The 25,546-nt window shown below is 57.0% G+C and carries 23 protein-coding genes, 4 tRNA genes, 2 other RNA genes and 1 pseudogene; 1 reads left to right on the top strand and 29 read right to left on the bottom strand.

The window, feature by feature from the left end:
- Nucleotides 1-81: 81 nt before the first annotated feature.
- The 25 genes from CLM71_RS05900 to sdhC all read right to left on the bottom strand — a co-directional run bounded on the left by CLM71_RS05900 (nt 82) and on the right by sdhC (nt 20,215).
- Nucleotides 82-218: non-coding RNA, RtT sRNA (locus tag CLM71_RS05900), on the bottom strand.
- A gap of 102 nt (nt 219-320) precedes the next feature.
- Nucleotides 321-396 (bottom strand) — tRNA-Lys (locus CLM71_RS05895).
- Between the two features lie 70 nt (nt 397-466).
- A non-coding RNA gene (locus tag CLM71_RS05890) (RtT sRNA) lies at nt 467-587 on the bottom strand.
- Nucleotides 588-605: 18 nt separating this feature from the next.
- A tRNA-Lys gene (locus tag CLM71_RS05885) sits at nt 606-681 on the bottom strand.
- Nucleotides 682-688: 7 nt separating this feature from the next.
- Nucleotides 689-764 (bottom strand) — tRNA-Val (locus CLM71_RS05880).
- Between the two features lie 32 nt (nt 765-796).
- A tRNA-Lys gene (locus CLM71_RS05875) sits at nt 797-872 on the bottom strand.
- 178 nt (nt 873-1,050) lie between these two features.
- Nucleotides 1,051-1,821: a cell division protein CpoB gene (gene cpoB / locus CLM71_RS05870; RefSeq protein ID WP_105230166.1), complete on the bottom strand. Its 771-nt coding sequence runs from the start codon at nt 1,819-1,821 to the stop codon at nt 1,051-1,053.
- Between the two features lie 9 nt (nt 1,822-1,830).
- Complete coding sequence (pal, locus tag CLM71_RS05865; protein WP_105230165.1) at nt 1,831-2,346, bottom strand: peptidoglycan-associated lipoprotein Pal; 516 nt, start codon at nt 2,344-2,346, stop codon at nt 1,831-1,833.
- 44 nt (nt 2,347-2,390) lie between these two features.
- Nucleotides 2,391-3,683: a Tol-Pal system beta propeller repeat protein TolB gene (tolB, locus tag CLM71_RS05860; RefSeq protein ID WP_015671368.1), complete on the bottom strand. Its 1,293-nt coding sequence runs from the start codon at nt 3,681-3,683 to the stop codon at nt 2,391-2,393.
- A gap of 132 nt (nt 3,684-3,815) precedes the next feature.
- Nucleotides 3,816-4,934, bottom strand: coding sequence for a cell envelope integrity protein TolA (tolA, locus tag CLM71_RS05855; protein ID WP_105230164.1), 1,119 nt, complete (start codon nt 4,932-4,934; stop codon nt 3,816-3,818).
- 78 nt (nt 4,935-5,012) lie between these two features.
- Nucleotides 5,013-5,441 (bottom strand): colicin uptake protein TolR, encoded by a 429-nt coding sequence (gene tolR, locus CLM71_RS05850; protein WP_015671366.1) that lies wholly within the window; start codon nt 5,439-5,441, stop codon nt 5,013-5,015.
- Between the two features lie 12 nt (nt 5,442-5,453).
- On the bottom strand, nt 5,454-6,137 hold the full coding sequence (tolQ, locus tag CLM71_RS05845; protein ID WP_015671365.1) for a Tol-Pal system protein TolQ: 684 nt from the start codon (nt 6,135-6,137) through the stop codon (nt 5,454-5,456).
- Nucleotides 6,134-6,538 carry a tol-pal system-associated acyl-CoA thioesterase gene (ybgC, locus tag CLM71_RS05840; RefSeq protein WP_041412013.1) on the bottom strand — a complete coding sequence of 135 codons (405 nt, stop codon included), beginning with the start codon at nt 6,536-6,538 and terminating at the stop codon, nt 6,134-6,136. Before ybgC ends, tolQ begins: the two co-directional genes overlap by 4 nt.
- A gap of 130 nt (nt 6,539-6,668) precedes the next feature.
- Entirely contained in the window at nt 6,669-6,962 is a 294-nt protein-coding gene (gene ybgE / locus CLM71_RS05835) for a cyd operon protein YbgE (protein ID WP_105230163.1), read from the bottom strand.
- A complete protein-coding gene (cydX, locus tag CLM71_RS05830; RefSeq protein WP_105230162.1) occupies nt 6,962-7,075 on the bottom strand; it encodes a cytochrome bd-I oxidase subunit CydX in 114 nt (37 codons plus the stop codon). Before cydX ends, ybgE begins: the two co-directional genes overlap by 1 nt.
- A 17-nt stretch (nt 7,076-7,092) precedes the next feature.
- Nucleotides 7,093-8,232, bottom strand: coding sequence for a cytochrome d ubiquinol oxidase subunit II (gene cydB, locus CLM71_RS05825; protein WP_105230161.1), 1,140 nt, complete (start codon nt 8,230-8,232; stop codon nt 7,093-7,095).
- Nucleotides 8,233-8,246: 14 nt separating this feature from the next.
- Nucleotides 8,247-9,815, bottom strand: a complete 1,569-nt coding sequence (gene cydA, locus CLM71_RS05820) for a cytochrome ubiquinol oxidase subunit I (RefSeq protein WP_105230160.1) — start codon at nt 9,813-9,815, stop codon at nt 8,247-8,249.
- Between the two features lie 672 nt (nt 9,816-10,487).
- Nucleotides 10,488-11,360, bottom strand: coding sequence for a succinate--CoA ligase subunit alpha (sucD, locus tag CLM71_RS05815; protein WP_105230159.1), 873 nt, complete (start codon nt 11,358-11,360; stop codon nt 10,488-10,490).
- A complete protein-coding gene (gene sucC / locus CLM71_RS05810) occupies nt 11,360-12,526 on the bottom strand; it encodes an ADP-forming succinate--CoA ligase subunit beta (RefSeq protein ID WP_105230158.1) in 1,167 nt (388 codons plus the stop codon). The genes sucD and sucC overlap by 1 nt, the downstream gene beginning before the upstream one ends.
- Before the next feature lie 119 nt (nt 12,527-12,645).
- Nucleotides 12,646-13,860, bottom strand: a complete 1,215-nt coding sequence (gene odhB, locus CLM71_RS05805) for a 2-oxoglutarate dehydrogenase complex dihydrolipoyllysine-residue succinyltransferase (RefSeq protein ID WP_105230157.1) — start codon at nt 13,858-13,860, stop codon at nt 12,646-12,648.
- Nucleotides 13,861-13,878: 18 nt separating this feature from the next.
- Complete coding sequence (sucA, locus tag CLM71_RS05800) at nt 13,879-16,686, bottom strand: 2-oxoglutarate dehydrogenase E1 component (protein ID WP_105230156.1); 2,808 nt, start codon at nt 16,684-16,686, stop codon at nt 13,879-13,881.
- 294 nt (nt 16,687-16,980) lie between these two features.
- Entirely contained in the window at nt 16,981-17,697 is a 717-nt protein-coding gene (locus tag CLM71_RS05795) for a succinate dehydrogenase iron-sulfur subunit (RefSeq protein ID WP_105230155.1), read from the bottom strand.
- Between the two features lie 17 nt (nt 17,698-17,714).
- Nucleotides 17,715-19,481 (bottom strand): succinate dehydrogenase flavoprotein subunit, encoded by a 1,767-nt coding sequence (sdhA, locus tag CLM71_RS05790; RefSeq protein ID WP_105230154.1) that lies wholly within the window; start codon nt 19,479-19,481, stop codon nt 17,715-17,717.
- A 3-nt stretch (nt 19,482-19,484) separates the two neighbouring features.
- Nucleotides 19,485-19,832, bottom strand: a complete 348-nt coding sequence (sdhD, locus tag CLM71_RS05785; protein ID WP_105230153.1) for a succinate dehydrogenase membrane anchor subunit — start codon at nt 19,830-19,832, stop codon at nt 19,485-19,487.
- A complete protein-coding gene (gene sdhC / locus CLM71_RS05780; RefSeq protein WP_015671352.1) occupies nt 19,826-20,215 on the bottom strand; it encodes a succinate dehydrogenase cytochrome b556 subunit in 390 nt (129 codons plus the stop codon). The genes sdhD and sdhC overlap by 7 nt, the downstream gene beginning before the upstream one ends.
- Before the next feature lie 693 nt (nt 20,216-20,908).
- On the opposite strand from sdhC, the gene CLM71_RS05775 reads away from it, so the two are divergent.
- Nucleotides 20,909-22,195: a citrate synthase gene (locus CLM71_RS05775; protein WP_105230152.1), complete on the top strand. Its 1,287-nt coding sequence runs from the start codon at nt 20,909-20,911 to the stop codon at nt 22,193-22,195.
- Nucleotides 22,196-22,262: 67 nt separating this feature from the next.
- On the opposite strand, the pseudogene nei reads toward CLM71_RS05775, so the two are convergent.
- From nei to CLM71_RS05755, 4 genes and pseudogenes are all read right to left on the bottom strand, one after another.
- Nucleotides 22,263-23,055, bottom strand: a pseudogene (gene nei, locus CLM71_RS05770) (endonuclease VIII).
- Nucleotides 23,056-23,117: 62 nt separating this feature from the next.
- Nucleotides 23,118-23,765: a pyroglutamyl-peptidase I gene (gene pcp / locus CLM71_RS05765; protein ID WP_105230151.1), complete on the bottom strand. Its 648-nt coding sequence runs from the start codon at nt 23,763-23,765 to the stop codon at nt 23,118-23,120.
- Between the two features lie 8 nt (nt 23,766-23,773).
- Nucleotides 23,774-24,781, bottom strand: coding sequence for a DUF979 domain-containing protein (locus CLM71_RS05760; RefSeq protein WP_105230150.1), 1,008 nt, complete (start codon nt 24,779-24,781; stop codon nt 23,774-23,776).
- Nucleotides 24,778-25,509: a DUF969 domain-containing protein gene (locus tag CLM71_RS05755; RefSeq protein WP_105230149.1), complete on the bottom strand. Its 732-nt coding sequence runs from the start codon at nt 25,507-25,509 to the stop codon at nt 24,778-24,780. Before CLM71_RS05755 ends, CLM71_RS05760 begins: the two co-directional genes overlap by 4 nt.
- Nucleotides 25,510-25,546: the final 37 nt, after the last annotated feature.

Raw genomic sequence — 25,546 nt, 5'->3', positions numbered from 1 at the left:
CGCTTTTGTCTCACCTACACGACTCGTGCACTATGCGATGACATTGCTGAGATATTTAAGATTGGGAATACTTTCTAGAAATAGTGGGTCGTGCAGGATTGACTCGGCCTCCGGCCTCGCCCTACGGGCAACGCTACGCGTTGTCGTCTCGCTTCGCTCGGCTCGAACCTGAACGCAGGTGACTCGTCTCTTCGAGACTCGCCCTTCGGGCCAGCGCAAGCGCTGTTCAAAAGCGTAAACGCTTTTGTCTCACCTACACGACTCGTGCACTATGCGATGACATTGCTGAGATATTTAAGATTGGGAATACTTTCTAGAAATGGTGGGTCGTGCAGGATTCGAACCTGCGACCAATTGATTAAAAGTCAACTGCTCTACCAACTGAGCTAACGACCCACTGACGTGGTGTACTGCTGAACGCTATAAAGCGTGATTCCCATTTTACTGCTCACCCATTCGTTAAGAATGGTGGGTCGTGCAGGATTACTCGGCTTGCGCCTCGCCCTTCGGGCCATCACTACGTGATGTTGTCTCGCTGCCGCGAGACTCGAACCTTACGGTTCTCATCCTGTCCGATTCCACTTTACTACCAATTCTTTAGAAATTGGTGGGTCGTGCAGGATTCGAACCTGCGACCAATTGATTAAAAGTCAACTGCTCTACCAACTGAGCTAACGACCCACTGCAGTGGTGGGTGATGACGGGCTCGAACCGCCGACCCCCTCCGTGTAAAGGAGATGCTCTACCAACTGAGCTAATCACCCACTAAAGTGGTTACTGCACTACTTCTGGAAATTGGTGGGTCGTGCAGGATTCGAACCTGCGACCAATTGATTAAAAGTCAACTGCTCTACCAACTGAGCTAACGACCCAATTTCCCTGCTGCTTTAACATCTTGCGAGATGTCTGGGCAACGGCGGCATATATTACTGTTTTATCTCAGCAGCGCAACCTAAATTTTTACGCATCAGGTTCAACTGCTGGTTCTTCATGCGATCAAGCCCAAAAATCGGTCGTATCGACCAACTTCTGGGCTTATTTTCTGCCAAATTAGCCAGCAATACGCTTTTGCGCCTGTTTGGCTGCGCTGCTGTTCGGGTACTGTTTAACCACCTGCTGGAACACGGCTTTGGCTTTATCAGCCTGCCCTTTTTCCTGCATGATGATACCGACCTTGTACATCGCGTCAGAGGCCTTTGGCGATTTCGGGTAATTTTTCACCACCACCGCAAAATAGTAGGCCGCATCGTCTTTCTTACCCTTGTTGTAAAACAACTGCCCCAGCCAGTAGTTGGCGTTCGGCTGGTAAGTCGACTTGGGATACTGCTTTACGAAGCTCTGAAAGGCTGGGATCGCCTGATCGTACTGCTTTTTCTCCAGCGCCAGCGAAACAGCGGCGTTGTAATCGCTGTTTTCATCGCCCTTACTGGCAGGCGCTGCAGAAGAAGCCGCAGCACTACCCGCGCCTGCCGCAGCAGACGCTGCCGGCGCAGAGGCGCTCTGACCACCGCCCTGCTCGAGGCTGTCGATCTGATCATAGATTTGCTTTTGGCGCTCTACGACCTGATTGAGCTGATATTGACTCTCCTGGATTTGACCACGGAGCGAATCGATATCACGCTGGTTGTCGGAGGCTTGCTGCTGGAGTTGGTTCAAGAGCTGGCTCTGAGCATTGGCAATACGCTCAAGCGTGGTGACACGGTCTTCGACCGAGCCGGAGCCGACATTACTGATTGGCGCTTGGGCAGTAGCGGCCCAAGGGGCCGCTACGCCAACCAGCAACGACAGACCCAACAGATGACGTCTGAAGTTACTGTTCATGCGATTCTCTTAGTAAACCAGAACGGCACGACGGTTTTTAGCGTAAGCCGCTTGGTCGTGACCCAGTACGGCTGGTTTCTCTTTACCGTAAGAAACGATAGAGATCTGGTCAGCGGAAACGCCTTTACCTTGCAGGTACATTTTCACGGCGTTAGCACGACGCTCGCCCAGGGCGATGTTGTATTCCGGCGTACCGCGCTCATCCGCGTGACCTTCTACGGTCACTTTGTAAGATGGGTTGTTACGCAGGAAAGTCGCGTGCGCATCCAGCATCTGAGCGAACTCAGAAGAGATGTCATACTTGTCCAGACCGAAGTAAACGATGTTGTTTTTCTGCAGTTCTTGCATCTGCAGACGCGCTTGCTCTTCGGAAGACAGGTTGCTGCTGCCGCTTTCCATACCGGTAGTGCCGTTCGCGCCCATACCAGACTGATCGTTATCGGCGCTTTTGTTAGAACTACAAGCTGCTACAGCCAGAACTGGCAGTGCCAGCAGAAGCCCTTTCAGCACTTTGTTCAGTTGCATTTCTTTGATCCTTTTATAGTTTGCCATACATATTTACACATGCATCACAGATACGGCGACCAGGCAGGCGATTTTACCTGTCCATCAGTGGCCGGAAGACGCGCTTTGAAACGCCCATCGGTCGATACCAGCTGCAATACAGAGCCCATACCTTGCGTGGAGCTATAGATCACCATAGTGCCGTTTGGCGCGATACTTGGCGTTTCATCCAGGAACGTGTCCGTCAATACTTGAACGGCTCCCGATCCAAGATCTTGTTTGGCGATGTGCTGCACACCGTTATTGGTGGTCACCATCACCAGGAATTTACCGTCTGCACTGACTTCAGAATCCTGATTCTGAGCGCCTTCCCACGTCAGACGCTGCGCGGCACCGCCGCTGGCGCTCATTTTATAGATCTGCGGGCGACCGCCCTGATCGGAGGTAAACGCCAGCGACTGACCGTCCGGGAACCAGGCCGGTTCAGTATTGTTGCTGCGGCCGTTGGTCAGTTGGGTCATCTGCCCGGAATTCAGATCCATCACGTACAGGTTCAGGCTGCCGCTTTTCGACAGGGCAAACGCCAGCTTGCTGCCATCCGGCGAGAAGGCCGGCGCGCCGTTGTGGCGTGGGTAAGAAGCAATCTGACGCACTGCGCCGTTAGACAGCGTCTGCACCACCAGTGCGGAACGACCGCTTTCAAAGGTGACATACGCCAGCTTGCTGCCGTCCGGCGACCAGCTTGGCGACATCAGCGGCTCTGGCGAACGGTGCACCACGAACTGGTTGTAGCCGTCATAGTCGGACACGCGCAGCTCATACGGGAATTTCCCGCCGTTGGTCTGCACCACGTAGGCGATGCGCGTACGGAAGGCGCCCTTGATGCCGGTCAGCTTCTCAAACACTTCGTCGCTGGCGGTATGCGCGGAATAACGCAGCCACTGTTTGGTCACTTTATACTGGTTCTGCGCCAATACGGTGCCTGGCGCGCCGGAGGTATCCACCAGCTGATAAGAAATCAGATAGCTGCCGTCCGCCCCTGGCTGAACCTGGCCCACCACCACGGCGTCAATGCCCAGCGCAGTCCAGGCCGCCGGCGTCACTTCAGACGCGGTGGTCGGCTGCTGCGGCATACGCGCAGTGTCGATCGGATTGAATTTGCCGCTGTTGCGTAAATCCGCCGCAACAACCTTGCCAATATCTTCCGGCGGCGTGCCCGGACCTGCCCACTTAAACGGCACCACGCCAATAGGCCGCGCGGAGTCGACCCCTTGGGTGATTTCAATGCGAACTTCCGCGTGCAACACGGAGGCCCACAGAATCAAAAAACCTAGCGCTACTCGAAATGCCTGCTTCATCTCATCTCCCTTATCCAGGCGGAATGCCTGCGATAAATTAGCAGAATTTTAACAAACCAACGCAAACAAAACTACATGATCCCTGTTGGTTACCTTAGTACATCCTTGCAAGATTACGCACGTACTCCACCGTTATTGCGGCTTGAATTCAAGGGTCGAATTCTTAAAGTGCTGGTAAACGGCGTCGCTCGGCGGTTTAGGAATACGCGCCTGGCGCGCTGCCGCAACCGCCGCCTGGCACAGCGCCGGATCGCCGCCGGCCGACTCCACACTTCTCAGCAGACCATCGGGCGCCAGCTTGATACGCAGATCGCAGGTCTTGCCAACGTAGGAGCTGGCGTCATAGAACTTGCTCTGGATCGCCGCCTGAATCTGCCCCATATAACCGCTGATATCCGCGCCGCTGGCACCGGCGGTTTTGGCGTTGCCTTTACCGGCAGCCTTGCCTTCACCCTGCTGTTTGCCGCTGCTCTTCGGCGCATTCTTGCCGTCCGCCAGGCCACCGAACAGGTCTTCAACCTCAGACGACTGCTTGGCGGCTTCCGCTGCGGCTTTCTTCTTGGCTTCCGCCGCTTTCTTGGCGGCGGCGGCTTTCTCGGCCGCAGCTTTTTTCTGTGCTTCGGCGGCAGCTTTCTTCTCGGCTTCCGCTGCGGCTTTCGCTTCTGCCGCTCGCTTGGCCTCTTCCGCCTTTTTCTTCGCCGCAGCATCGGCAGCAGCCTGCTTCTTGGCTTCCGCTTCGGCTTTCTGCTTCGCGTCCGCCTGCGCCTTGGCTATCTTGTCCGCTTCGGCCTTCGCCTTGGCGGCGGCCTGCTCCGCCACTTTCTGCTGCTCTCTGGCCTTCGCCGCCGCGCTTTCCGCCGCCTTTTTCTGCTCGGCCTGTGCGGCTTTTTCTGCCGCCGCTTTTTCCTGCGCCGTCAGACGTTCCTGTTCCAGCGCCTTCAGGCGCTGCTGCTCTTCAGCCTGCTTCTGCTGCAGCTCTTCGGCCTGTTGCTCCGCCTTTTTCTGCCGCTGCTTCTCCGCACGCTGGGCGTCGTTGCTCTGCTGTTGCTGCCGGTTGTACTGTTCCACCACCGCACCCGGATCAACCATCACGGCGCCGACCACGGCGCCATCGCCGCCGCCGCCGGCGCTCATTTCGGCGTTTTCGTGCAGCGATCCCCAAATCAACAGGGCAATCAATACAATGTGCAGAACGACCGAAACAATAACGGCGCGGTTCAGCTTATCGTTTTGCTCAGTTGCCTTTACCAAAATAGATTCCCAAAAACGGGCGTATGGATAAGACACCTGCCCCGCAGGACAGGAGCCGGATTATCCATCGCCCTATGCTCAAATTGGCTGGGTCATCAACCCAACGGAAGCGACGCCCGCCTGATGCAGAATATTCAGCGCTTTGATAATCTCATCGTACGGCACGTCCTTCGCCCCACCGATCAAAAAGACGGTTTTCGGGTTGGCGGCCAGCCGCGATTTAGCCTCTGCCGCCACCTGTTCCGGCGGCAACAGTTCCATGCGGTCATGATCGGCCACGATGGTGTATTGCCCGACGCCCGAGACTTCCAGGATCACCGGCGGGTTATCATCGCTGGACACCGTTTTGGAATCGGTAGCGTCCGGCAGATCGACCTCCACGCTCTGCGTGATGATCGGCGCCGTCGCCATAAAGATCAGCAACAGCACCAGCAACACGTCCAGCAGCGGAACGATATTGATTTCCGACTTCAGCTCCCGACGGTTACGGCCACGTACTCTCGCCATACAACCCCCTACTTATTTGCTGTCGCTGGAGAAGGCCTGACGATGCAGAATGGCGGTGAACTCTTCCATAAAGTTGTCGTAATTCTGCTCAAGCTTGTTCACGCGCTGGTTAAGGCGGTTGTACGCCATCACGGCCGGGATGGCGGCAAACAGACCGATGGCGGTGGCGATCAGCGCTTCGGCGATCCCCGGCGCAACCATCTGCAAGGTTGCCTGCTTCACCGCGCCCAGCGCGATAAAGGCGTGCATAATCCCCCACACGGTGCCGAACAGGCCGATATACGGGCTGATGGAGCCGACGGTGCCGAGGAACGGGATATGGGTTTCCAGCGTTTCCAGTTCGCGGTTCATTGAAATGCGCATCGCACGCGACGCGCCGTCAATCACGGCTTCCGGCGCATGGTTGTTGGCACGGTGCAGACGGGCGAACTCTTTAAAACCGGAGTAGAAAATTTGCTCCGAACCGGCCAGGCTGTCACGGCGCGCCTGGCTTTCCTGGTACAGGCGGGACAACTCAATGCCCGACCAGAATTTGTCTTCGAAGGCTTCGGCGTCGCGCGTCGCCGCATTCAGGATGCGGGTGCGCTGGATGATGATTGCCCAAGAGGCCACTGAAAAGCATATCAGAATCAACATGATAAGCTTAACCAGCAGGCTCGCCTTCAAGAATAGATCAAGGATGTTCATGTCAGTCACTGCTTAAACTCCGCGACAATAGACTTAGGAAGCGCTCGTGGCTTCATTTGGTGTGGATCAATGCATGCAATCAACACATCGGCCTGACTCAGCAGCGCGCCGTCTGAATTGACTATGCGTTGGGCAAAGGTAAGAGAGGCCCCGCGCAGCTGGGTGATTTCACTCTGCACTTCCAGCTGCTCATCGAGCCGCGCCGGCAACAGGTAATCCACCGTCATACGCCGGACCACAAAAGCGACATGTTCGCTGAGCAGCTGCTGTTGATGAAAGTCATGTTGACGCAGCATTTCGGTGCGCGCTCTTTCAAAAAAAGCGACATAGCGGGCATGATAAACCACGCCACTGGCATCGGTATCTTCGTAGTAAACGCGTACCGGCCATCGAAATAACGTATTACTCACTCTACTTCCCAGCAAGGCAATTTAACGCTGTTACTATACGCAAGTGAGATCGGGTTGGGAATGGGTTGCAAGGAGGGAACGAAAATAATTATGGGCCGCAGGGGCCCATAATCAAAGGAATGACAGCAGTTTATAAAGAAACGTAAAGTAATCCTGCCGCCAGGATGACAAGCGCCGGCAGCGGCGCGAAAAACGCCCGCCAGCGCATGCGCTGAGGCCGGAAACCGACACCGTGAACCATGCCGGCGCAAACCGCCCAAATCAGCAGCAGCCCCTGCCAGATCTCCAGTGAACTGGTGCGCGCGGCGAAGCGCGTCGGATCCCAGAACACGCAGCCGGCCAGCGCCAGTGCAAAGACCAGGGAAAGGACCCGGACCGGGCCCTTGTCAGCGATGGCGTACAGTTTATCGGTTAACGAACTCATTACTCACCGTCTTGCTGTGCTTTCGTTTTTTCGCTCTGTTCAAGCGCCAGCGCCGTAATAATGCCAAAAGCGCAGGCAAGAAGCGTGCCGAGAATCCAGGCAAAATACCACATGATTTAGCTCCTTATCCTTAGTACAGCGAATGCTTGTTGTTTTCGATAAAGTTCTTATCGAGGCGACCAAACATTTTGTAGTACGACCAGCTGGTGTACGCCAGAACGATAGGCACGAAGATAATCGCCACTACGGTCATCACCTTCAGCGTCAGCAGGCTGGACGTTGCATCCCACATGGTCAGACTCATGCTCGGGTTAGTGCTGGAAGGCATCACAAACGGGAACATGGTCACGCCGGCGGTCAGAATCACACAGGCAATGGTCAGCGATGAGGCGACAAACGCCAGCGCGCTCTTTTCCATCCGCGAGAACAGGATGGTAAACAGCGGCAGAATCACGCCCAGCGCCGGCAGCGCCCACAGCAGCGGATGGTTGTTGAAGTTAATCAACCATGCACCAGCCTGATGCGCCACTTCTTTACGCAGCGGGTTGGACTCCGCAGCGGTATTCAGCGCCGAGGTAATCACGTAACCGTCGATGCCTTTCACCAGCCAGATACCCGCCAGCAGGAAGCATACCGCCATCACCAGCGCCGAGATCTGTGCCGCCGTGCGGGAGCGCAGATGGATTTCGCCGGTGGTGCGCATCTGCAGGTAAGTGGCGCCCTGAGCAATCAGCATTGTCAGACTGACCACGCCCGCCAACAGACCGAACGGATTCAGCAGTTGGAAGAAGTTGCCGGTGTAGAACAGACGCAGATACTCATCGATGTGGAACGGCACGCCCTGCAGCAGGTTGCCGAATGCCACGCCGAACACCAGCGCAGGCACAAAGGAACCCACAAAAATGCCCCAGTCCCACATGTTGCGCCAGCGCGTACTTTCCAGTTTGGAGCGGTAGTCGAAACCGACCGGGCGGAAGAACAACGCCGCCAGCACCAGGATCATCGCCACGTAGAAACCGGAGAACGCTGCGGCATACACCATCGGCCAGGCGGCAAACAGCGCGCCGCCGGCAGTGATCAGCCACACCTGGTTACCATCCCAGTGCGGAGCGATAGAGTTAATCATCACGCGGCGTTCGGTATCGGTTTTCCCGATCAGCCGCACCAGGATGCCGACGCCCATATCGAAGCCATCGGTGACGGCGAAACCGATCAGCAGTACGCCAACCAGCACCCACCAGATAAATCGCAGTACTTCATACTCAAACATACGTGGACTCCTGTTTAGCGCGCCTGCTGCACGGAGGCAGTCGGTTGTTCAAAGTGGTAGCGGCCGGTTTTCAGGCTGCTTGGCCCCAGACGTGCAAACTTGAACATCAGGTACATTTCAGCCACCAGGAACAGGGTGTACAAGCCGCAGATCAGCCCCATGGAGAACAACAGATCGCCGACGGTCAGGGAAGAGTTCGCCACTGCGGTCGGCAGCACCTCACCGATGGCCCACGGCTGACGGCCGTACTCCGCCACAAACCAGCCCGCTTCTACCGCAATCCATGGCAGAGGAATACCGTACAGCGCCGCACGCAGCAGCCATTTTTTCTGACCGATGCGACCGCGCACCACGCTCAGGAAAGACAGGCCGATAATAGCCAGCATCAGCACGCCGCAAGCCACCATGATGCGGAAAGCGAAGTACAGCGGCGCAACGCGTGGAATGGAGTCTTTGGTTGCCTGCGCGATCTGCGCTTCCGTCGCGTCGGAGACGTTCGGGGTATAGCGCTTCAGCAGCAGACCGTAGCCCAGATCCTGCTTGGTCTTGTCAAATTCGGCGCGGATGTTAGGGTCGGTATTACCGGCGCGCAGCTCTTCCAGCAGTTGGTAGGCTTTCATCCCATTGCGGATACGCACTTCATGCTGCGCCATCAGATCTTTCAGGCCGGTGACCTGGGTATCGACGGAGCGCGTTGCAATCAGGCCCAACGCATACGGGATCTGAATGGAGAAGGCGTTTTCCTGCTTGTCCTGATTGGGGATGCCGAACAGCGTAAAGGCCGCCGGCGCAGGCTGCGTTTCCCACTCCGCTTCGATAGCGGCTAGCTTGGTTTTCTGCACGTCGCCCATTTCATAACCGGATTCATCACCCAGCACAATAACGGACAATACCGCAGCCATGCCGAAACTGGCGGCAATGGCGAAGGAGCGTTTGGCGAACGCCACATCGCGGCCTTTCAACAGATAGTAAGCGCTGATGCCCAGCACGAACATGGCGCCGGTGGTGTAACCGGCGGCGACGGTGTGAACAAACTTCACCTGCGCGACCGGGTTCAGCACCAGCTCCGAGAAGCTGACCATCTCCATACGCATGGTTTCGAAGTTGAAGTCCGAAGCGATAGGGTTCTGCATCCAGCCGTTGGCGACCAGGATCCACAGCGCGGACAGGTTGGAGCCCAGGGCGACGAACCAGGTGACCGCCATGTGCTGCACCTTGCCCAGCCGATCCCAGCCGAAGAAGAACAGGCCGACCAGCGTCGATTCAAGGAAGAACGCCATCAGACCCTCGATGGCCAGAGGGGCCCCGAAGATATCGCCGACGTAGTGAGAGAAATATGACCAGTTGGTCCCGAACTGGAACTCCATGGTCAAACCGGTGGCCACACCCAAGGCAAAGTTTATTGCAAATAACTTGCCCCAGAATTTGGTCATATCTTTATAGATTTGTTTGCCAGACAGCACATATACCGTTTCCATAATTGCCAACAGAAACGCCATGCCAAGCGTTAATGGGACAAATAGGAAGTGGTACATCGCCGTTAAAGCAAACTGTAAGCGCGACAGTTCGACAATATCAAACATCTTGACTCCTTGCTCCTCGCAGGAAGACTCCGAATTGCGGTTATTGCTCTTACGCCCGATGACGCAGTAAACAATAACGCCCCGCAGTGAATGCCATAAAAAACAACAAGTTCGAACCCATGACTCTGCTTTCAACCGTATGTTGAAAACCGACGATGGGCAACAAATACAACAAGATCAACGGTTCATAGTGACAGTATGATGATACTCGCCTAAACCCACACAATAAATAGTATTTTACGTGACGCGGGTTGGACTTTTGGTTACAGGTCAAAAGCTAACCAAAAGGAGTACACACCTTTAATTTGATCTGGGACAATTTAAGCCTATCTGAACTTTATTTCCAGATTCATCACACGATTTCGCATATTTTTCTTGGGGGTATGTTACGCAATGGTTTAATTGTTTTTTATTGATATTTTTGTGTTAAACAAATGTAGCCCGTAAAGGGGCTTATTGTATTTTTTGGCTATTATATTGCGATTTATATTAACCTTTTATTTCCATTAAAAGTGTAGCAGTGAGTTTCGTTATCCATTGTGCTTTCGTTAATTAATCATAGACTAAATTGAGACATTGATCGCAGATTCTACGGTTTTAACCTGTCTAACAATAAAAAAGGCCGCCATAAAGGCGGCCAAACATGTCGAGATATTATAATTCGGTGGCAGATTAGCGCTTCAGAACCGCTTTTACTGCATCGCCGATGTCCGCCAGGCTACGCACGGTCTTCACACCGGCAGCTTCCAGCGCGGCAAATTTCTCATCCGCGGTGCCTTTACCACCGGCGATGATCGCACCGGCATGGCCCATGCGCTTGCCTTTCGGCGCGGTAACGCCGGCAATGTAGCCCACAACAGGCTTGGTCACATGATCCTTGATATACGCGGCCGCTTCTTCTTCCGCGCTGCCGCCGATCTCGCCGATCATCACAATCGCTTCAGTCTGCGGATCTTCCTGGAACATTTTCAGGATGTCGATAAAGTTGGAGCCAGGAATCGGGTCGCCGCCGATACCCACACAGGTAGACTGGCCCAGACCGGCATCGGTAGTCTGTTTTACCGCTTCATAGGTCAGGGTGCCGGAGCGGGAAACGATGCCGACTTTGCCTGGCAGGTGGATATGGCCCGGCATGATGCCGATTTTGCATTCGCCTGGGGTGATCACGCCCGGGCAGTTTGGCCCGATCATGCGCACGCCGGCTTCGTCCAGCTTCACTTTCACCGTCAGCATATCCAGCGTCGGGATACCTTCGGTGATGGTGATGATCAGCTTGATGCCTGCATCAATGGCTTCCAGGATAGAATCTTTACAGAACGGCGCCGGCACGTAGATAACGGACGCGGTCGCACCGGTGGCTTCTACCGCTTCACGCACGGTGTTGAAGACCGGCAGGCCCAGATGCTGAGTACCGCCCTTGCCCGGGGTTACGCCGCCGACCATTTTGGTACCGTAAGCGATAGCCTGCTCGGAGTGGAAGGTCCCCTGGCTACCGGTGAAGCCCTGGCAGATTACTTTGGTGTTTTTATCGATTAAAATGGACATTATTTACCCTCCACTGCCGCAACAACTTGCTGAGCCGCATCAGTCAGGCTGGTCGCAGCAATGATATTCAGACCGCTGTCCGCCAGTTTCTTGGCGCCCAGTTCGGCATTGTTACCTTCCAGACGCACCACCACCGGGACATTAACGCCCACTTCGGCCACTGCGCCAATGATACCGTCGGCGATCAGGTCGCAACGCACGATACCACCGAAAATGTTCACCAGAACCGCTTTCACCTTGTCGTCGGACAGGATGATTTTAAACGCTTCGGTCACGCGCTCTTTGGTTGCGCCGCCGCCCACGTCCAGGAAGTTGGCCGGTTCGCCGCCGTGCAGTTTCACGATGTCCATGGTGCCCATCGCCAGACCTGCGCCGTTAACCATGCAGCCGATGTTGCCATCCAGCGCCACGTAGTTCAGTTCCCACTGCGCCGCACGTGATTCACGCTCATCTTCCTGAGACAGGTCGCGCATTTCACGTAGTTCCGGCTGACGGAACAGTGCGTTGCCGTCCGCGCCCAGTTTGCCGTCCAGGCACACCAGGTCGCCCTGCTTGGTGATCACCAGCGGGTTGATCTCAACCATTGCCAGGTCACGCTCCAGGAACAGGGTCGCCAGACCCATGAAGATTTTGGCGAACTGGCTGACCTGTTTGCCGGTCAGGCCCAGTTTGAACGCCAACTCACGGCCCTGGTAAGGCTGCGGGCCCGCCAGCGGATCGATGGTGGTTTTGTGGATCAGTTCCGGGGTCTCTTCCGCCACTTTCTCGATTTCCACGCCGCCTTCGGTAGACGCCATGAACACGATGCGACGGGTGCCGCGGTCAACTACCGCGCCCAGGTACAGTTCCTTGTCGATATCGGTAGCGGCTTCAACCAGGATCTGGTGAACCGGCTGGCCCAGCGCGTCAGTCTGGTAGGTCACCAGACGCTTGCCCAGCCAGGCTTCAGCGAAAGCGCGGATATCTTCTTTGCTGTTTACCACTTTAACGCCGCCGGCTTTGCCGCGGCCGCCAGCATGAACCTGACATTTAACTACCCACGGACCGGCGCCGATTTTGGATGCGGCTTCTTCTGCTTCACGCGGTGTAGTACAGGCATAACCGGTTGGTGCCGGCATACCATACCGAGCAAACAACTGTTTTGCCTGATATTCGTGTAAATTCATGATGTTCTATCCATTCAAGTCTGAAGTTTTAGCCGGGTCACGGACGCAAAGGCGAGCATGACGGAACGGCCACATAGCACAGAGTGTGGGCGCGGCAAGCCGCGCCCAGGCAAGGGTTACTACACGTCCAGCAGCAGACGAGCCGGATCTTCCAGCATTTCTTTCACCGTCACCAGATAACCCACGGACTCTTTGCCGTCGATCAGGCGGTGGTCATAAGAAAGCGCCAGATACATCATTGGCTGAATCACAACCTGGCCATTGACCGCCATCGGACGATCCTTGATGGCGTGCATGCCCAGGATGGCGCTCTGCGGTGGGTTGATGATCGGCGTAGACATCAGAGAACCGAAGACGCCGCCGTTGGTGATGGTGAAGTTACCGCCGGTCAGTTCTTCCACTTTCAATTTGCCGTCACGGCCTTTGACCGCCAGCTCTTTGATTTTCTTCTCGATCTCAGCCATCGACATGGTGTCTACGTCGCGCAGAACCGGGGTCACCAGGCCGCGAGGCGTGGATACCGCGATGCTGACATCGAAGTAGTTGTGGTAAACCACATCATCGCCGTCGATAGACGCGTTCACTTCCGGGTAACGCTTCAGCGCTTCTACCACTGCCTTGATGTAGAAGGACATGAAGCCCAGACGCACGCCGTGACGTTTTTCGAACGCTTCGCCGTACTGCTTACGCAGATCCATAATCGGCTGCATGTTGATTTCGTTGAAGGTCGTCAACATGGCGGTGCTGTTTTTCGCTTCCAGCAGACGCTCGGCCACGCGCTTGCGCAGACGGGTCATCGGCACACGTTTCTCAGAACGGGCGCTCAGCGCCGGCTGAGGCGCGGCTTCTGCGGCCGGGGCCGCTTTCTTGCCGCCGTTCGCCAGGTGAGCTTCCACGTCTTCACGCGTGATACGGCCACCGACGCCGCTGCCTTTGATGGCGCTGGCGTCCAGGTCGTGCTCGGCAATCAGACGGCGAATCGCCGGGCTGAGAGCATCATTGCTTTCTTCTGCCGCAGCGGCTGGAGCAGCCTGCGCTGCCGGAGCGGCTTCCGCCGCTTTAGCCGGTTCTGCTGCCGGTTTGTCGCCGCTGGCGCCCGGACGGATACGGCCCAGGATCTGGCGAGAAAGCACGGTGGCGCCTTCTTCTTCCACGATGGCGTCAAGCACGCCCGCTTCACTGGCCGGCACTTCCAGCACCACCTTATCGGTTTCGATTTCCACCAGAACTTCGTCACGCTCGACGCTGTCGCCCGGTTTTTTATGCCAGGTCGCTACCGTCGCATCAGCAACCGATTCAGGAAGGTCAGGAACCAGAATATCTACGCTACTCATTAGCTTTCCCTTAAATTTTTAATCAATATTCAGCGCATCATTAACCAGAGCCTGCTGCTGCTTCTGGTGTACGGACATATAACCCACTGCCGGAGAAGCAGAGGCCGGACGTCCGGCGTAACGTAAAGAGGCTCCGAACGGAATCACTTCACGGAAATTGTGTTGGCTGCAGTACCAGGCGCCCTGGTTCAGCGGCTCTTCCTGACACCAGACGAAGTCATGGACGTGCGAATACTGCTCCAGTACCGCCTGCACCGCCTGGTGCGGGAACGGATACAGCTGTTCGATACGGACAATGGCGACGTCTTTCTGGCCATTTTTGCGACGCTGTTCCAGCAGGTCGTAGTACACCTTGCCGGAGCACAGCACGACGCGTTTCACCGCCTTCGGATCCAGCTCGTCGATTTCACCAATCGCCGGCAGGAAGGTGCCGTTCGCCAGTTCATCCAGCGAAGAGATCGCCAACGGGTGACGCAGCAGAGACTTCGGCGACATCACCACCAGCGGACGGCGCATACCGCGCAGCGCCTGACGACGCAGCATATGGTAAACCTGAGCCGGCGTGGACGGGATGCAGACCTGCATATTCTGTTCTGCGCACAGCTGCAGATAACGCTCCAGACGCGCGGAGGAGTGCTCCGGCCCCTGGCCTTCATAGCCGTGCGGCAGCAGCATCACCAGGCCGCACATACGGCCCCATTTCTGCTCGCCGGAGCTGATGAACTGGTCAATCACCACCTGAGCGCCGTTGGCGAAGTCGCCGAACTGCGCTTCCCAGATGGTCAGAGTGCGTGGTTCTGCCGTGGCGTAGCCGTATTCGAACGCCAGCACCGCCTCTTCAGACAGTACGGAGTCCCAGACTTTGAACTCGCCCTGGCCGGCGTGCACGTTAGACAGCGGCACATAAGAAGAGCCGTCTTTCTGGTTGTGCACCACCGCGTGACGGTGGAAGAAGGTGCCGCGGCCGGCATCTTCGCCCGACAGACGAATTGGAATGCCTTCATCGACCATCGTCGCGTAGGCCAGCGTTTCCGCCGCGCCCCAGTCAAACGGCTTGTTACCCGCCGCCATTTCAGCGCGATCGGCGTAGATTTTCGCCACGCGCGACTGCATCTCTACCGATTCCGGCGCGCTGCTGATACGTTTTGCCAGATCCTGCAGACGCTTGGTTTCAACCTTGCTCGGGTATTCTTCATCCCACTCGTGGTTCAGATACGGCGACCAGGTGAAGGAGTGCAGATTCATCGGACGCCACTCTTCCACCACGCACTCGCCGCGGTCCAGCGCATCGCGATACAGATTGACCATTTCCGTGGCATCTTCCAGCGTCGCGACTTTCTGTTCGGTCAGCACGTCGGCATAGATTTTACGCGGCGTCGGGTGTTTCTTGATCTTCTGATACATCAGCGGCTGGGTTGCGCTCGGCTCATCGGCCTCGTTGTGCCCATGACGACGATAGCAAACCAGATCGATCATGACGTCGCGTTTAAAGGTGTTACGGAAATCCAACGCCAGACGGGTAACAAACGCCACCGCTTCCGGATCGTCAGCATTAACGTGGAAAATCGGCGACTGCACCATCTTGGCGATATCGGTACAGTACTGGGTGGAGCGCGCATCCTGCGGATTGGAGGTGGTGAAACCAATCTGGTTGTTGATGACGATACGCACCGTACCGCCCACTTCATAGCCGCGCGCCTGAGACATGTTCAGGGTTTCCTGCACCACGCCCTGGCCGGTAATCGCGGCGTCGCCGTGAATGGTGATCGGCAGCACCATGTTGCTGCGCGCTTCATCCAGACGATCGCGACGGGCGCGTACGGAGCCCATGACCACCGGGCTGACGATCTCCAGGTGCGACGGGTTAAACGCCAGCGCCAGGTGAACCATGCCGCCTTCGGTTTCCACGTCGGACGAGAAGCCCTGGTGGTATTTCACGTCACCGGTGCCGAGGTGTTCTTTATGCTTACCGGCGAACTCGTCGAACAGGTCGGCCGGTTTTTTACCCAGCACGTTGATCAGCACGTTCAGACGGCCGCGGTGAGCCATGCCCAGCACCACTTCGCGCGTGCCGTTCTTGCCGGCGTGACGCACCATCTCTTTCAGCATCGGCACCAGCGCGTCCCCGCCTTCGAGGGAGAAGCGCTTCGCCCCCGGGAACTTAGCGCCCAGGTAACGTTCCAGGCCTTCCGCAGCGGTCAGCTCGTTCAGGAAACGGCGTTTCTCATCGCTGCTGAAATTGGCATGGCCAACCACCGATTCGATACGCTGCTGGATCCAGCGTTTTTCTTCGGTATTGGTGATATGCATGTATTCCGCGCCGATAGAGCCGCAGTAAGTCTGCTTCAGCGCTTCATACAGATCCGCCAGCTTCATGGTGTCTTTGCCAATGGCGAAAGAACCCACGTTGAAGGTTTCCTGGAAGTCGGCTTCGGTCAGGTTGTGGTAAGCAGGATCGAGGTCAGGGACTGCGTCCTGTTTCCACAGGCCAAGCGGGTCAAGGTTGGCATGCTGATGTCCGCGGAAGCGGAAGGCGTTAATCAGCTGCAGGACCTTCACCTGTTTGGCATCGGTGTCCGGATCGTTGATGCTGCCGTTGTAACGCGCAGAATCTTTCGCCAGACGGCGGAAGTATTCACGAGTTTGGGAGTGAAGTTGATCGGGTTTGACACCCGCGGTTGGGAGCTGTTGGAAAATGGAACGCCAGCTATCTTCGACAGAGCCCGGATCGGTTAGGTAGTCTTCATAGAGCTGCTCTATGTAAGACTGGTTCGCGCCCGCCAGATAGGAGGAATCCAGCCAGGCCTTCATTGCGCCGTTCTGCATTATGATCCCTTAAGCTTTAAAGCTTCAGTTTTCGCCGTGGTTAACATAATTACCGTGATTAAAACGGTTTGCCGTAAAACGGTTCACTCGACGTATCTTCCCTCGTTACGGCGCAAGCGCCGGCACTCGGGGATTGTTTACGTTCTGTTTGGACCTTGCGGTCCCTTACAAGGAACCTCTAAAAACCGGCGGGAGGAACCTGACTGCATGTTGCCGCAGTCACGGGTCAGTTTTTAGAGGCTTCCTGCCAATATTGCGCCGGGCCAACGGCTCCGGCGCGATATCACTTGCCTGTTATGCGCTGCGTTGCAGCAGCATCGACTTGATATGCCCGATAGCGCGGGTCGGGTTCAAGCCTTTAGGACATACACTGACACAATTCATGATGCTATGGCAGCGGAAAACACTGAAAGCGTCGTCCAGATCGTCTAAACGTTCTGCCGTTTCGGTGTCACGGCTGTCGATCAGGAAACGATATGCCGCCAGCAGGCCGGCCGGGCCGATGAATTTGTCCGGGTTCCACCAGAACGACGGGCAAGAGGTCGAACAGCAGGCGCACAGAATGCACTCATACAGGCCGTCCAGTTTGGCGCGCTCGTCCGGCGACTGCAGGTGCTCGCGCGCCGGCGGATTTTTGCCGTCGTTGAGCAGGTAAGGCCGGATTTTTTCATACTGGGTATAGAACTGCCCCATATCCACCACCAGGTCGCGCACCACCGGCAGACCCGGCAATGGACGAATGACGATTTTGCCGCTGCCCTTGCGCAGCGACGAAATCGGGGTGATGCAGGCCAGGCCGTTTTTGCCGTTCATGTTCAGGCCGTCGGAACCGCACACGCCCTCACGGCATGAGCGGCGGAACGACAGCGTCGGATCCTTCTCTTTCAGTTGGATCAACGCATCCAGCAACATCATATCGCGACCTTCTTCCGCCTCAAGCGTGTAGTCCTGCATGTGCGGAGCGTCGTCGACATCCGGGTTATAGCGATATATTGAGAATTCGAGTTTCATCCATCGATCTCCGCGAATTAGTAAGAACGCACTTTTGGCGGGAATGCCGGGCGCAGTTTCGGTTGCATGTTCACTTCACGACGCGCCATGCTTTCCGATTGCGGCAGATACAGCGAATGGCACAGCCAGTTGGCGTCATCACGTTCCGGGTAGTCGAAGCGGCTGTGTGCGCCACGGCTCTCGGTACGGAAGTTGGCCGACACGGCGGTGGAATACGCGGTCTCCATCAGGTTGTCCAATTCCAGGCATTCGATGCGCTGGGTGTTGAACTCGCGGGAGGTATCGTCCAGGCGTGCGTTCTTCAGACGTTCACGAATGACTTTCAGTTCTTCCAGACCCTTCGCCATCGCATCACCTTCACGGAACACCGAGAAGTTGTGTTGCATACAGGCCTGCAGCGCCTTGCGGATCTCTACCGGATCTTCGCCGGAACGGGTGTTGTTCCAGCGGTTCAGGCGATCCAGCGACGCTTCCACGTCGGATTCGCTGGCGTCGCGGCTTGCGCCCTGCTCTTCCAGAGACTCCTGCAGATGCATGCCGGCGGAACGGCCGAACACCACCAGGTCAAGCAGCGAGTTGCCGCCCAGACGGTTGGCGCCGTGCACCGATACGCAGGCGATTTCGCCAACGGCAAACAGGCCGGGAATGACGACGTCTTCGCCTTTCTCGTTGACGGTCAGCGCCTGACCGCTCACTTTGGTCGGGATGCCGCCCATCATGTAGTGGCAGGTCGGGATAACCGGAATAGGCTCTTTCACCGGGTCGACGTGCGCAAAGGTGCGCGACAGCTCCAGGATGCCCGGCAGGCGGGATTCCAGCACGTCTTTGCCCAGGTGGTCCAGCTTCAGCTTGGCGTGCGGGCCCCACGGACCGTCGCAGCCGCGGCCTTCGCGGATTTCAATCATGATCGAGCGCGCAACCACGTCGCGGCCCGCCAGATCTTTGGCGTTCGGCGCATAACGCTCCATAAAGCGCTCGCCGTGTTTATTCAGCAGGTAACCGCCCTCGCCGCGGCAGCCTTCGGTCACCAGAACCCCGGCACCGGCGATGCCGGTCGGGTGGAACTGCCACATTTCCATATCCTGCACCGGTACGCCGGCGCGGATCGCCATGCCGACGCCGTCACCGGTATTAATGTGAGCGTTGGTGGTGGACTGGTAAATACGGCCTGCGCCGCCGGTGGCCAGAATGGTCGCTTTGGCTTTGAAGTACACCACTTCACCGGTTTCGATGCAGATGGCGGTGGTGCCGACCACGGCGCCGTCCTGGTTTTTCACCAGATCCAGCGCGTACCACTCGGAGAAGATAGTGGTATGGTTTCTCAGGTTCTGCTGATACAGGGTGTGCAGCAGGGCGTGGCCGGTACGGTCAGCCGCCGCCGCGGTGCGCGCCGCCTGCTCGCCGCCGAACTCTTTCGACTGGCCGCCGAACGGGCGCTGATAAATACGGCCGTCGTCCAGACGGGAGAACGGCAGGCCCATGTGTTCCAACTCCAGAATCGCTTCCGGGCCGGTTTTACACATGTATTCGATAGCGTCCTGGTCGCCGATATAGTCGGAACCCTTGACGGTATCGTACATATGCCATTCCCAGTTATCTTCGTGGCTGTTGCCCAGCGCGACGGTGATGCCGCCCTGTGCGGACACGGTATGGGAACGGGTCGGGAAAACTTTGGACAGCAGGGCACAGGTTGAGCCCGACTGGGAAATTTGCAGCGCCGCGCGCATACCTGCGCCACCAGCACCGATAACAACTGCATCAAACTCTCTGACTGGCAGTTTCATTTTTTACGCACCCCACACTACGATTGTTCCGTACAGTAAATAGACCAGCAACACGACGACCACCGCCAGTTGCAGCACCAGGCGTAACGCCAACGGCTTGATATAATCCGTCAGCACCTGCCACAGACCGATCCAGGCATGCGCCAGAATCGACAGCAAGGTCAACACGGTGAAGACTTTCGTAATAGAGGTGGCGAAGAAACCACGCCAGATTTCATAGGTGATGTCCGGAGCCGTGACGACAAAGCCCAGGATATAGAGGACATACAGGGTGATGACGATAGCGGAAGCACGCAGTAACAACCAGTCGTGTACGCCGCTGCGCCCTAATGCGGAAGCATTGTTTACCATACGAGGACTCCAGCCAGAATTGACAGCACAACGGTCAGAACGAATGCCACCTGGGCAGAACGCTGACCAGCCGCTAAACTCTCTTCGATATAGCCAAAATCCATTAACAAGTGACGAACGCCACCGCAAATGTGATAGGCCAGCGCAGTGAGGATTCCCCAAAATATGAACTTGACGAAGAAGCTATTCATGATGGCGGCAGCCTGCAGGAATCCCTCTTGGGAAGAGAGAGACGTGCCCAGCAGCCAGAGGAGAATACCCACGGCAACGAAGGTAATTACGCCAGAGACTCGGTGTAAGATGGACGCTATCGCAGTTACGGGAAACCGGATCGTTTGCAGATCCAGGTTGACAGGTCTTTGTTTTTTCACGGTTTTGCCCACACAGCTCTTATTATTTTCCTTCCTCCGGGCCTGGGTGGGGATCAGACAGCGTTAAGAGCCAAAACCCTTACACGTCACGCGCTCAAACATCGACATCCTCTGTGCTTAAACGGCGCATTGTTATAACGCTGGGTGCTCCTACTTCAGGGTAATCCGGAGACCTGGCGGCAGTATAGGAGGATCACATTCTGATTACAATTCCCATACAATCCCTTTGGGGACATTTCCCCCGAACAGTGATTTAGATCACAAACTTCACATTTAGTACAAAATTAATTATCTGATTTGACAAGAGATCAACATTTCCATTACATATAGGGGCACAAAAGGCCCTATGATGCGCTATAGGTCGCCGGATACACTTCCCCCCACGTAGAAGTTATGCAACAGTGTATTCGGTTAAAAAACCCCGAACACGTCGTAGGTAATGATCAACAGAAAATAACGAATTCAATAAATCGTTAACAACCGACCACCCGTCTCGTTCGCCTGGTCAACCCAGTGATTTCCGTTTCGCCGCCTATTATGCCGCAAAATGGACGCGCCGGGGTCAGCGCTCTGTACCCTAACCGCATTATTGCGTAGTTGCTCACAGAGTTTGTGCCCGCATACCATTTTTGCGGGCAACGTGCGGAGAATTAAGGTATTTCGGTTGTTAGTGATTATTAAAATAAGGCGCTAAGGAGACAGTAAATGACTGATAAGAAAGCGACGCTAACCGTACCAAACGGTGACGCTCCCATTGAGCTCGGCGTACTAAGCCCAACCCTGGGCCCTGATGTCCTTGATGTTCGCACCCTCGGTTCCAAAGGTTATTTCACATTCGATCCCGGCTTCACCTCCACGGCTTCCTGCGAATCCAAAATCACGTTTATCGATGGCGACAAAGGCGTGTTGCTGCACCGCGGCTTCCCTATCGAGCAGCTGGCGAAAGAATCCTCTTATCTGGAAGTGTGTTACATCCTGCTGTACGGCGAAACGCCGACGCCGGAAGAGTTTGAAACCTTCAAAACCACCGTTACCCGCCACACCATGATCCACGACCAGATCACCCATCTGTTCCGTGGCTTCCGTCGCGACTCACACCCGATGGCGGTGCTGTGCGGCGTGACCGGCGCGCTGGCGGCCTTCTACCACGATGCGCTGGACGTCAACAACGAGCGTCACCGTGAAATCACCGCCTACCGTCTGCTGTCCAAAATGCCGACCGTGGCGGCAATGTGTTACAAATACTCCCTGGGTCAGCCGTTCGTTTACCCACGCAACGACCTGTCCTATGCCGGCAACTTCCTGCATATGATGTTTGCCACGCCGTGTGAAGAGTACGTGGTGAACCCGGTACTGGAACGCGCAATGGATCGCATCCTGATCCTGCACGCCGACCACGAGCAGAACGCCTCCACCTCTACCGTGCGTACCGCCGGCTCCTCCGGCGCTAACCCGTTCGCCTGCATCGCGGCCGGTATCGCCTCCCTGTGGGGGCCTGCGCACGGCGGCGCCAACGAAGCCGCGCTGAAAATGCTGGAAGAGATCAGCACCGTTGAGCACATTCCGGAATTCATCAAACGCGCCAAGGACAAAAACGACTCCTTCCGCCTGATGGGCTTCGGCCACCGCGTGTACAAGAACTACGATCCGCGCGCCACCGTAATGCGTGAAACCTGCCACGAAGTACTGAAAGAGCTGAACAAGAAAGACGATAACCTGCTGCAGGTAGCGATGGAGCTGGAACACATCGCGTTGAACGACCCGTACTTTATCGAGAAGAAACTCTACCCGAACGTCGATTTCTACTCCGGCATCATCCTGAAGGCAATGGGCATTCCGTCTTCCATGTTCACCGTTATCTTCGCCATCGCGCGTACTATCGGCTGGATCGCACACTGGAACGAAATGCACGACGAGGGCATCAAAATCGCCCGTCCGCGCCAGCTGTACACCGGCTACGCCGAGCGTGATTTCAAATCCCAGCTGAAATAATGCCGCTTTACCCTACATAAAGCAGCACGGCGCCGCCCTTTCGGGCGGCGCTTTTTTTTGCGCTGCGCTAACGCTGGCAGACCGGACAGAAATAAAACGGCCGCGATGACAGCATCGTTTTTTCAATCATCGCGCCGCAGCGCGGGCACGGCTCGCCGCTGCGGTGGAACACCTTAAAACTGAACAACGCGCCGTGGTGACGATCGTCATTCACCTGTCCGCGCGTGTGGTAAGAGAGACGCGGAACCGCCAGCAGCGCCTGTGCCAACCGCTGCAGCGCCTCAGGCGTCAAATCCTGCGGCCGGTGCTGCGGCGCCAGCTGCGCCTGCCAGAGAATTTCCGCCCGCAGATAGTTGCCCAGCCCGGCCAGAAAGGCCTGATCCAGCAGCATGCCCCCCAGCTGACGCCGGCGGAACGGCGGCGACAGCAACCGTTCCGCCACCTGCTGCGCCGTCAGTCGTTCATCCAGCACGTCAGGCCCGATACGCTGTAAAAAGGGATGCTGCTCAATCTCGCCGCGCGGCCCCAGGGTGATGTCCGAGGCGCTGTACAGCAAAATCGCCTGCTGCGCCGTCTCCAACCGCACGCGTAAATCACGTTTGGTGGCCGGCGTTTCCCCCGCCGCCGCCACTTTCCACACGCCGTACAGCTGGTTATGGCTGTACATCGTCAGTCCGTTGGAAAAATGGGTCAGCAACGCCTTGCCGCGCGTCTCAATAGCGGTCACCCGCTCGCCGATCAGCTCGGCCTGATAGTGCTGCAACTGGGGGGAAGGCGAACCAGACATCACGCAACGGCTGATTGAGAATCGCCGCCGCCAGCGTGTCCGCCGCCCGACGTATTTCCGGTCCTTCTGGCATACACTGCTCCTTGGTTTACGGTAACGGGCGCCGCTGAGGACGCCCTGATGCTATCACTGCACTTAGTGCGTGGCGCCGCCCGACACTTTCAGATCGTGCTCCACCTGCAGGGCGACGGAGATCGCCAGCTCCAGCGCAAACAGCACGGTGCCGGCCGCCATGCTCGGCTGGCCCGGATGCGCCGCCGCCTGTTCCGGCAGGTAGGGAATATGAATAAACCCGCCCTTGATCGCCGGCTGGCCGCGCAGCCGGTGCAGCAGGCCGTACATCACATGGTTGCACACATAGGTGCCGGCGGTTTGCGACACCGAGGCCGGAATGCCGGCCTCGCGCATGCTGTCGACCACCGCCTTGATCGGCAGCGTGCTGAAATAGGCCGCCGGCCCGTCGGCGACGATCGGTTCATCGATCGGCTGCTGCCCCTGATTATCCGGGATGCGCGCATCATTGATATTGATCGCCACCCGCTCCAGCGAAATATCGCAGCGTCCGCCGGCCTGGCCGACCGCCAACACCATCTGCGGCGCCAGTTCATCAATCGCCGCATTCAGCACGTCCAACGCTTCGCCGAATACGCACGGCAGCTGGCGCGCCACCACGCGCACGCCGCCCAGCTCCATATCATTAAGCTGCTTCACCACTTCCCAGGAAGGATTGACATGCTCACCGTCAAACGGCTCGAAACCGGTAATCAATACTGTATGTTGCATGCGTTCTCCTACAGGAACATCAGGAAATAGAGCAGAAATACGTTCACCGTCAGCAACAGGACGCCGGTCGGCACCTGCACCTTAATCACCGCATTTCTGTCCGGCAGCTCCAGCAGCGCCGCCGGTACGATATTAAAGTTGGCCGCCATCGGTGTCATCAGCGTGCCGCAGTAGCCGGAAAACATCCCGATGGCCGCCATCACCGCCGGATTGCCGCCGTGCTGCAACACCAGAATCGGAATGCCGACGCCGGCGGTGATAATCGGGAACGCCGCGAACGCGTTGCCCATCACCATGGTCAGCAGCGCCATACCGACCGCGTAAACCGCCACGGCGATAAAACGGTTATCCACCGCCAGGTATTCCTGCGTCAGGTGCGCCACCGCCGTACCTACCCCGGCGCTGGTAAACAGCAGCCCCAGCATGGCGAGGATCTGCGGCAAAATAAACGCACAGCCGATGGAATCCAGCAGCCGGCGCGCTTCCTGCAGCGGCTGCGCCACGCGTTCATGGGTCATTTTCACCGCAATAACGCCGCCGAGGATCACCCCCACCGCCATCGAGAACAGCGTAATCAGTGTTGAGTGGTTGCCGGGACCAAACACCGCGCTTTGCAGCGCCGGAATATTGTTGAACAGCAGCACCCCGATCACCGTCACTACCGGGATCGCCAGCGCCGGTACAAACAGCCGGTTGCCGAGGCGTTTGGCGCTCTCTTCGCGCTGCTGCTGCGTGCGCTGATGGTAACTGCCCAGACGCACCCCGCCGAGGCCGGCAATCAGCGCCATCAGCACCACCAGCGCGCCGATGACGATATGCAGCAGTCGCCGGGCTTCTTCGCCGGCGCCGAACAAATCATAGGTCCAGTCGCCGACCATAAACACCAGGCCATACAGTCCCCAGAATAAGCCGGTGGTAAAACGACGCGGGTTGGCGCGGTCGCGCAGCGACATCACGGCGACAATCAGCAGGATAATCCCGGCCAGCCAGTAGAGATATTGCAGTTGGAAGTTCATTGCGCCTCTCCTTTGGCCTGCAGCGCCGCCTGATTAAGCTGCGCCAGTTCGGCACTGAGCCGCTTGTCCATGCGATACAGACGGAAGGCATGGATCAGGAAGGCGAAAATCGCCGTCGGTATGCCCCACAGCGCGATATGCAGCGGTTCGGTCTGAATGCCGCCGGACTCCAGCATAAAGTTATGCATAAAAATAATCGCGCCAAAGGCGACGAAAATATCCTCGCCGAAAAACAGCCCGACGTTATCGGTCGCCGCCGACATGGCGCGCAGGCGGTAGCGCACGCGCTCCGGCAGTTCACCATAGCGGTTTTCCGTCGCCCCTTCGGCCATCGGTGCCAGCAGCGGACGCACCATCTGCGGGTGGCCTCCCAGGCTGGTCAGCCCCATCGCCGCGGTAATTTCACGCACAAACAGGTAGACGATCAGCAGTCGGCCGGCGGTGGCGCTTTTGATCCTGGCGATCCAGGCCTGCGCCCGCTCTTTCAGCCCGTGGCGCTCCAGCGTGCCGATCACCGCCAGCGGCAACAGCAGGATCAGCGACAGGTTACGGGTGTTGAGAAACCCTTCGCCCATCCTTTCCAGTATTTCCGTCAGCGGCATCATCGCCGCCAGCCCGGTAGCCAGGCCGGCAACGATCACCACCAGCACCGGATTAAAACGCAGAATAAAACCGACCACGATCACGGCAATGCCGATCAGCGGCCAGTAATTAACAACCTGATCCATTGTGTATTTCCTCTTGCCCAGCACTCCGCCCGCAGCC

Origin of the sequence: Serratia sp. MYb239 (genome assembly GCF_002966855.1) — a bacterium.
Taxonomy (GTDB): domain Bacteria; phylum Pseudomonadota; class Gammaproteobacteria; order Enterobacterales; family Enterobacteriaceae; genus Serratia_B; species Serratia_B rhizosphaerae.
The sequence above is the reverse complement of the archived record's forward strand: the minus strand, read 5'-3'. Positions and strand labels throughout refer to the sequence as shown.